General features: G+C 67.2%; 8 protein-coding genes. 4 read left to right on the plus strand and 4 right to left on the minus strand.

All coding sequences use genetic code 11. The annotated features are described in order from the left end of the window. Nucleotides 1-336: 336 nt before the first annotated feature. The gene (locus G3N98_RS24210) at nucleotides 337-1,185 is read right to left on the minus strand and encodes a sulfite exporter TauE/SafE family protein (RefSeq protein ID WP_206149426.1); all 849 of its coding nucleotides are present in this window, start codon (nucleotides 1,183-1,185) and stop codon (nucleotides 337-339) included. A gap of 321 nt (nucleotides 1,186-1,506) precedes the next feature. Between G3N98_RS24210 and G3N98_RS24215 the strand changes: the two genes are divergently transcribed. Then, nucleotides 1,507-2,403, plus strand: coding sequence for a LysR family transcriptional regulator (locus G3N98_RS24215; RefSeq protein WP_206149427.1), 897 nt, complete (start codon nucleotides 1,507-1,509; stop codon nucleotides 2,401-2,403). A gap of 123 nt (nucleotides 2,404-2,526) precedes the next feature. Then, a complete protein-coding gene (locus tag G3N98_RS24220; RefSeq protein WP_206149428.1) occupies nucleotides 2,527-3,156 on the plus strand; it encodes a LysE family translocator in 630 nt (209 codons plus the stop codon). A 70-nt stretch (nucleotides 3,157-3,226) separates the two neighbouring features. Here the strand turns inward: G3N98_RS24220 and yddG are convergent, their stop codons facing one another. The 3 genes from yddG to G3N98_RS24235 all read right to left on the minus strand — a co-directional run bounded on the left by yddG (nucleotide 3,227) and on the right by G3N98_RS24235 (nucleotide 6,452). Continuing rightward, nucleotides 3,227-4,171, minus strand: coding sequence for an aromatic amino acid DMT transporter YddG (gene yddG / locus G3N98_RS24225; RefSeq protein ID WP_206149429.1), 945 nt, complete (start codon nucleotides 4,169-4,171; stop codon nucleotides 3,227-3,229). Between the two features lie 210 nt (nucleotides 4,172-4,381). Next, a complete protein-coding gene (locus tag G3N98_RS24230) occupies nucleotides 4,382-4,669 on the minus strand; it encodes a hypothetical protein (protein WP_089475008.1) in 288 nt (95 codons plus the stop codon). Between the two features lie 97 nt (nucleotides 4,670-4,766). Then, nucleotides 4,767-6,452 carry a metallophosphoesterase family protein gene (locus G3N98_RS24235; protein WP_206149430.1) on the minus strand — a complete coding sequence of 562 codons (1,686 nt, stop codon included), beginning with the start codon at nucleotides 6,450-6,452 and terminating at the stop codon, nucleotides 4,767-4,769. 323 nt (nucleotides 6,453-6,775) lie between these two features. Between G3N98_RS24235 and G3N98_RS24240 the strand changes: the two genes are divergently transcribed. Together G3N98_RS24240 and G3N98_RS24245 are read left to right on the plus strand one after the other, a co-directional pair. Beyond that, entirely contained in the window at nucleotides 6,776-7,075 is a 300-nt protein-coding gene (locus tag G3N98_RS24240) for a YXWGXW repeat-containing protein (protein WP_206149431.1), read from the plus strand. A 241-nt stretch (nucleotides 7,076-7,316) separates the two neighbouring features. Continuing rightward, on the plus strand, nucleotides 7,317-7,896 hold a 580-nt coding region (locus G3N98_RS24245; protein ID WP_206149432.1), incomplete at its 3' end, for an RNA polymerase sigma factor.

Raw genomic sequence — 7,896 nt, forward strand, 5'->3', positions numbered from 1 at the left:
AGTAGTTGCGTGACGAACGCGGATGCAAACTACAGTTTCCCGTCCGTCTCCATACGGATAGCTTTCGCGTGGACGGGGCGGGCAAGCGTTACTTGAGTTGCCAGATGCCCCAGACGGCGATCAACAGGCCAAGGCCGAGTCCGCAGCCGAGCAATACGTAGGTTTCCATGTCAAGCCTTTGAAAGCGTGGCCGCGCCGATGCGGGCATCAGCGAGCGAGCAGCCAAGTCGGTGACGTATCGTTCGGCCCGTCGGGCGGGGCGATACGCCGGGTCCGCGAATACTACGCTTCGCGGCTTTCAGAACGCATGCGCGATCGACGGCTTTGCGCCATCGGTCAGTTCTTGCCCGTGTGCGCGTTGTTCATCTGGGTCACGTGCGATCCACCGTGCCGGAACACGCCCGATTTCCAGATCATCTGCGATGCCGCGACGAGCACGAACAGCAGCACGACCATCCGGAAGATCTTCGGCGACATCTTGTCCCGCAGCGGGCGAACGAGCCACATGCCGGCAATCGCCGGCAGGCTGGCCGCCGCCGAGATTGCGAGGTCGGCGCCGCTCGCATGCGCGGCGCCGCTGAACGTCGTGACCAGCGTGACGATCGACACCACGAGGATGATCGCGATCTGCTTCGTGAAGACGCGCCCGGTCGCGCCGGACGAAATCAGGTAGGTGGCGAGCAGCGGGCCGGGAACCGACGCAATGCTCTCCATCAGCGCCGCACCGAAGCCGAGCGCGAAGCCGACGGGCTTTTGCCATGCTTCCGGCAGGTTGAGTTTCGGCGCGGCGAGCATCAGCGCCGCGGCCACGATCAGCAGCGCGCCGGACGCCGCTTGCGCATGGCCCGGATTGAGCGACAGCAGGATCGCCACGCCGACGATATTGCCGATCACGGTGCCCGCGATCGGCGCGGCGATCTTGCGTGCCGTTGCCAGCAGCTGGCCGCCTTCCAGTGCCTGCGGAATGTTGCCGAGGATGATCGGCATCGACAACAGCAGCACCGCATGCCGGATCGGCAGGAACTGGCTGAGTATCGGCATCGCGATCAGCGGCACGCCGATGCCCGTGATCCCCTTGGCCATGCCGCCCAGCAGCAGTGCAAGGGCGATACCGGCCAGCTCGAACGCGCTGAGCCCCTGCAGGCTGGAGACCAGCACCCCTTCAGTCAGATTGAAATGCATCATGGAATGGCATGTCGCGGCATATCCGGCAGCGAGCGCTGTCGATGGCGCACGTGGCGGTCGCGTGTGTCTGGCACGCATGTGTTCTGGGTTGGCTTGAACCGGAAGTCGATCGCGTGGCGTCGCGCCGTTGTGCGGCCGGGGCCGCAGGCAATCGATGGGCGGTTCGAGGGTGCATCTTACCTGAGCGTTGCGAAGGACATTCGGCACGGGCCGCGGCGCGTCACGGGGCACGTCGACGTGATCATTTCCGCGGTTCAATATAATTCATGACGGTTTGTTGCTTCATGTGAAGTTCTCATATCTTTGAACGAGGAGGCATCGATGACGCTGGCCCAGTTGCAGGCCCTGGCGGCCGTGGTCGAACTCGGGTCGCTCACGGCCGCGGCTGAACGGTTGAGCCGCAGTCAATCCGCGATCAGTCATGCATTGACCGAGCTGGAAGACCTCACGGAGGTCAAGCTTCTGTGGCGCGACCGGCAGCCGGTCGTCCTGACGGCGGCGGGCGAACGCCTGTGGCCGTACGTGCAGAACGTGGTGCGGGAAGCGCAGCTGTTGCGCCAGCAGTTCAGCCTGTCACGCGGCAAGCTCGAAGGGAAGCTGGTGGTCGCGTCGCTGCCGAGCGTGTCGCTGGCGTTCGTCGTGCCCGCGCTCGAGGCGTTGAAGGACATGCACCAGGGCGTGTCGGCGGTGCTGCTCGAAGGCACGGACAGCGAAGTCGAAGGGTGGATCGACGACGGTACGGCCGACGTCGGCGTGGTGGCCGGCACGAAGACGTTCGCACACACTCTGCCGCTGCTCGACGAGGATTTTGTCGCGGTGGCGGCCGACGGCATGTTCGCCGGCCGCAAGAGCGTGTCGGCGAAGCAGTTGTCCACGGCGCCGTTCATCTTCTCGAAGGCAGGGTGCGGGCCGGTGATCGCGGATTACTTCGCGCGCGGCGGGGTGCCGCTGCGGGCCGCGTTCAACGTGGTCGAGATGCGGACCATTCTGTCGATGGCGGAGGCCGGCATGGGCGTGTCGATCGTGCCGCGCATCACGCTCACGTACACCCCGTTCGGCGGCCGCGTGCTGGAACTGTCGCCCAGGCTGCATCGATCGGTGCGGTTGTCGTGGAATACGGCCGGCAACGCGGTCGCAGACGAGTTCGTGCGGCTCGTCGACGCGCAACGCGCGAAGGCGGCGAAGGCGGTCAACACGCGCGCGAGAAAGGCCCGGTGACGAGCGGCTTCAGCGATGAACAGCGCTCATGGGCGACTTGAAGTTTATTCAAGCCGAGGGCAGTCGAGATGCAATACATTGTTCGAATTCGCCCCTGACCGCTTCGTCCCGAAGGAGATTGCCGTGCCGGCCTTGCCCACCTTGCTTGCTTTCGGACTCGTGTCGCTCGGCATGGTGCTGACACCCGGGCCGAACATGATCTACCTGGTGTCGCGTTCGATCTGCCAGGGCCGCCGTGCCGGGCTGGTGTCGCTCGGCGGCGTCGCGCTGGGGTTCGTGTTCTACATGGTGTGCGCGGCGTTCGGCATCACCGCGCTCGTGATGGCCGTGCCGTATGCGTACGACGCGTTGCGTTTCGCCGGTGCGCTTTATCTGGCGTACCTGGCTTGGCAGGCGTTGAGGCCGGGCGGTCGCTCGGCGTTCCAGGTCAGGCAACTGCCGCACGACAGCCGTGCCAGGCTGTTCACGATGGGCTTCGTCACGAACCTCGCGAATCCGAAGATCGCGGTGATGTATCTGTCGCTCCTGCCGCAGTTCATTTCGCCGGGGCACGGCAGCGTGCTTGCGCAATCGCTGGCGCTCGGCTGCGTGCAGATCGCGGTGAGCGTCAGCGTGAATGGGCTGATTGCCTGCATGGCAGGCGGCATCGCGGGCTTTCTGGCGGGGCGGCCGGTCTGGGCGTCGGCCCAGCGCTGGTTGATGGGCACGGTGCTGGCCGGGCTGGCCGTGCGTATCGCACTGGAGTCGCGCTAGCGCGAATGATTGGCGGTATGCAGGATCGCCGGAGGGCTTTCAAGGCATCGCACGCAAGCGCCCGGCATCGTCAGCCCTGGCAGTTGCCCTGCGCTTCGTTGCCGACCCGGACAGGTGCGGCTTTTTCGCGGCGCCGGACGCGCGTCGCGAGCCAGCACAGGATCGACCCGCCGCACACCATCAATGCACCTTGCCAGAATTCGATCGACAGCGGCGCATGCAGCAGCGTCGCGGCGAGCAGGGCGGCGAGCACCGGGGTGAAGTACGACGCGCCGACGATGACCGTCACGTTGCCGTGCATGATGCCGGTGTTCCAGGCCGCATAGCCGAACCCCAGCGCCGAGGCCGCCAGCACGATGTAGATGACCGCATGCAGGCTGAACGTCATGCCGCCGCCGCCTTCGATCGCGAACTTGATCCAGAGCGCCAGCGCCACCAGCATGAAGAACGGCGTGACGCCGTTCTTGCCGTCGGCGAGGCGCGCCGTCACCGTGCAATAGCCGGCCCAGATCAGCGCGCCGACGAACGCGAGGCCGTAGCTCAGCGGATTGTCCGCGACGTTGTGCAGCATGCCGGCCGGGTCGAGGCCCCGGTCGCCGCCGAGCACCCGGCCGATGCCGAGCATCGACAGCAGGACGCCGGGCACGACCAGCAGGTTGGCGCGCTGCTTGTTGAACACGATCGCCGCGACCAGCGTGAAGCTCGGCCACAGATAGTTGACCATCGCGACTTCGATCGCCTGCTGGCCGTTGCTGGCATAACCGATCGACAGCGCCAGGCACAGCTCGTACGCGACGAACAGCAGCCCGCCCCAGAGCAGATATTTTTTCGGGAATTTGCTGAGATCGGGGAAGCCGATCGTCAACAGCAGAAGCGCGGATGCGACCGTATAGATCATCGCGGCGCCGCCGGTCGCGCCGAGGCTTTCGCTCACGCCACGAACCAGGGCGACCACGGAGGCCCACAACAAGACCGCGCCGAGCCCGGCGAGCGTGGCCTTGTTCTTGCGTTTCATGCTTCCTGCCTGTTTCAACATTCAAATTCGAGTTCAGGTGATTCGGGTCCGCCTGCCTGAGCCACGCGCGCATTCGGCATGTGGAACGGCCAGTGCGGACGGAGGCGCGTAGTTTAACGGGGTGACGGAGATCGAGCAGCGGCGTCGGCGGTGATCAGCCCTGCGCTTGAGGCCGATCATCCGGGAGCATGGGCGTCACGCGGCAACCCGTCACGCGTCGTCGATGTGCCAAACCGAGCCGATTGCCGACAACGCGCGGCCAATCGTGTCGAGCATCGTGTCTCGCGTCGGCCCGAGCGTCGTGACCAGGAAGAAGCCGTCTTCGCCGGTCGACAGGCCGATCAGTGGCCAGCTGCCAGAGGCGTCACGGACTTCAAGTTGTTGCCGGACGGGATCGATGTCGATGTTGTCATGCACTTGCCGCAACGCATTCGCGATGGCATCGAACGCGTCGGCCGACGGGATCGTGTGGATGCGGTATTCGAAACTCATCTTCATGGGCAGGTGGGCGAGGCGGGCAGTCTAACGCGTGCCAAGCCGCAACACGCCCTGACCGCACCGCATCAGGCGCCCGTCGCAACGGGCGCCCGCCCGATCACCGCTCGCGCCGCTTCTTGCTCAGCTCGATCGTCTCGAACAGCTCGTAGTCGGCGGTCGGGTGCTGGTCGGCGCCCGGCGCGTGGTAGTAGCGCATCGTGATCGTCGTGTGCCGGCCCGGCTTGCCCGGGTCGTGGTCGAACACCGCAATTCCGTAACCCGTGCCCGTATCGCGGCGCGCGGACCAGATCGCATCCTCGAGCGCATCGGCCGGCGCGCGCACGAACGTGTTCGGCGCCGTGCCCGGCACCGGCCGGTTAGGCTTCGTGAACACCTTCGCCCGCGCGAAGCCGGTGGCCGGGTTCTCGCCATACACGTCGAGCGGCGCGCTGGTGCCGCCGCCGCCGAGGATCAGGTGGATCGTGCCGTGGCTCGTGTCGAACGTCGTGCGGTCCGGGTCGTTCGAGCCGACCGGACGCGGCTGCAGCGTCTCGACGACTTCACCGGTCGTCGCATCGACACCCGCGCGATGATTGCAGCCGCGCACCGGGTAGCTGCGCTCGTAGTCGTGATCGTGGCCGCACAGCACGAGGTCGACGCCGTAACGGTCGAACAGCGGCAGCCAGGCTTCGCGAATGCCTTTGTCGGAACCGTTGCCCGTCTTCGACGAGCTGAGCGCGTCCTGGTGCATCTGCACGACGATCCAGTCGATGTCGTCGTCATGCGCGGCATGACGCAGCGTGTGTTCGAGCCAGCGCGTCTGCTCGCCGTTGCTGTAGCCGCGCACGTAGAACGACGTGCCGGGCTCGATCGGCGGGCGGCCCGTGCTCGCAGCCGGCACGAGCGGCGCGGGGCCGCCGACGAACGCAGCGGCGTCCTGGTACACGACATCGTCCGCATCGAGCGAGACGAACAGCACCGAGCTCACGCGGAAGCTGTACCAGCGGCCCTGGAAGCGCGTGCCGTTCTCCGGCAGCGTATAGCGCGCGAGATACGAGTCGAGCCCCTGCGGGCCGTTGTTGAACTCGATCTCGTGATTGCCCGGGCATGGCATCCACGGACGATTCGCGGCCGACGTCTGGTTGTTGTTGCCGAAATCGCGCCACACCTCGGGCTGGTGCGCAGGGTTCAGGTTCGCGTAGCAGAGGTCGCCGTTCAGCAGGTGGAACAGCGGCTGGAACTGCTCGACAGCCTGCACCGCGAAGCGGCTCTGCGGCGACGACAGCACCCATGCGCCGTTCGGCGTCGCGAGATCGCCGTAGCTCGTGAAGCGGAACGGTGCGCGGCCGCGCGGCGCGGTCGAGAAATTCGCGGAGAACGGCTGCGCGGCGTTGCTGTCGTTGTCGGCCGTGATCTCGTAGCGGTAGCGCGTGTTCGGCTTCAGCCCGTGCACGCGTGCGTGGTACGCGAATACCGTCTCGCCGTTCAGGCCGTCGGTGTACAGGCGCTGGACGCCGTGCACGGTGTGCGCCGGCTCGCCATCGGCGACGATGCGCGCACGCGGATTGACGGCCGACGCGAGCGAGGCCCACGAGATCACGACTTCCGACGTCGGGTCGTTGCCCCACGTCAGGTGGACCTGTTCGGGCGTGCCGTCCGGGTTCGACGCGGCGGCCCTGGCTGCCGCGAGGCCACCCGCGGCGGTGGCGAGGCCGGATACGCCGGCGAGTTTCAGGAAGCCGCGACGCGACACGGACGCGGCTGGCTCGTTCGGCTGGATCGGGGAGTTGTCCTGGTTCGACATGGTCGGTGTTTTCGTGAGTGGAGACGCGAGATGTGGAACCGCCTGGCCGTGCGCGAGCGTGACCAGTGCGTGAGCCGGAAACGAGCGGGATCCCGGTGCGAGACATTGTCGAAGGGCAGTTTTGCCGGGTTGTGACAGCAGGGCAACCCCGCGCGAGTGTAGGCGCCTGTCCGAGCGTGCGCATCACGGCATCCGGCCCGCGCCGGCGCGCGTCAGGTCCGACCGAAATTTATTTGCAGACACCGCGACGGATTCCGTTCGCCCGCGCCGTTTAACGCATGAACGGCCGCTTCCGGTCGATACCCGCTACTTCGGAGTCTTGCATGAAGCTTTCCATTCCATTGCGGTTCGCCGCGGCATGCGTGGCCGCGCTGGCGGCGTCGGCCGCCTTCGCGCAGGCCGTCATCGTCGCGCCTTACGCGCCGCCTGCGCCTCGCGTCGAAGTGATGCCGGCGCCGCGCGCGGGCTACGTGTGGGACCAGGGCCACTGGCACTGGCGGCAGGGCCGCTATGTGTGGATTCCGGGCCACTGGCAAGTGGTGCGCGTCGGCTATCACTGGGTGCCGGGCCATTGGGCCGCGCGCGGTCCGGCCTGGTGCTGGGTGCCGGGTCACTGGGCCTGATGCGCATGCCGCCGCTCGGCACCCGATACCGGCGCGGCGGCGCTTTCCCGCAACGTCATGAGGCGCAGCCATGCCTTTTCGAACCGTGGTGATACTCGCGGCCGCAGTTGTCGTGCTGGCCGGCTGTGTCGTGGTGCCGGCGCGTCCGGTCTATTACCGGCCCGCGCCGGTCGTCGTATATTGAGCACGCCGGCCGCCGCTCGCGCAAACGGGCGGCCGGCACCCGATCGACCCGATCGCCATGCAGCCTGAAACGGATGCCGATGAAACGGACCTTGCCGAGGCCGTGCGCGATGCGCGCGGCGATCCCGAACCGCCACTGGGGCGGGGCCGGGTAATGGCGCGGCGCATGCAAGGAGAGCACGACGATGAGCTTCAGTCTGCCGGCGGGCGCGTCAACGATCGCGCCGCGGCACAGACGCGCGATGCGCTGGAGCGCCCCGCGTTGAGCGACGGCGATCCGGACGCGGCCCTGGTCGCACGGGTCGGCGCGCGCGACGCGTCGGCCGTGCGCATGCTCGTCGCGCGCAAGCTGCCGCGGCTGCTCGCACTCGCGACGCGCATGCTCGGCGACCGCACGGAAGCCGAGGACGTCGCACAGGAGACGTTCTTGCGGATCTGGAAACAGGCGCCGGGCTGGCGCGAAGGCGAGGCACGGTTCGACACGTGGCTGCATCGCGTCGTGCTGAATCTGTGCTACGACCGCTTGCGCGGCCGCCGCGAGGAACCGGTCGACGTGTTGCCCGACGTGCCCGATCCGCAACCGGAGCCGGCCACGCGCGCGGAGGCCCGCTCGCGCGACGCACGCGTTCGCCAGGCGC

The organism is Burkholderia sp. Tr-20390, assembly GCF_017104595.1.
Taxonomy (GTDB): domain Bacteria; phylum Pseudomonadota; class Gammaproteobacteria; order Burkholderiales; family Burkholderiaceae; genus Burkholderia.

Excerpts from the sequence above, each read along its gene's own strand:
- G3N98_RS24215 (WP_206149427.1), top strand. The coding sequence starts at position 1,507 with ATGACGCTGGCCCAGTTGCAGGCCCTGGCGGCCGTGGTCGAACTCGGG.
- yddG (WP_206149429.1), bottom strand. The coding sequence starts at position 4,171 with ATGAAACGCAAGAACAAGGCCACGCTCGCCGGGCTCGGCGCGGTCTTG.
- G3N98_RS24235 (WP_206149430.1), bottom strand. The coding sequence starts at position 6,452 with ATGTCGAACCAGGACAACTCCCCGATCCAGCCGAACGAGCCAGCCGCG.
- G3N98_RS24240 (WP_206149431.1), top strand. The coding sequence starts at position 6,776 with ATGAAGCTTTCCATTCCATTGCGGTTCGCCGCGGCATGCGTGGCCGCG.
- G3N98_RS24210 (WP_206149426.1), bottom strand. The coding sequence starts at position 1,185 with ATGATGCATTTCAATCTGACTGAAGGGGTGCTGGTCTCCAGCCTGCAG.
- G3N98_RS24230 (WP_089475008.1), bottom strand. The coding sequence starts at position 4,669 with ATGAAGATGAGTTTCGAATACCGCATCCACACGATCCCGTCGGCCGAC.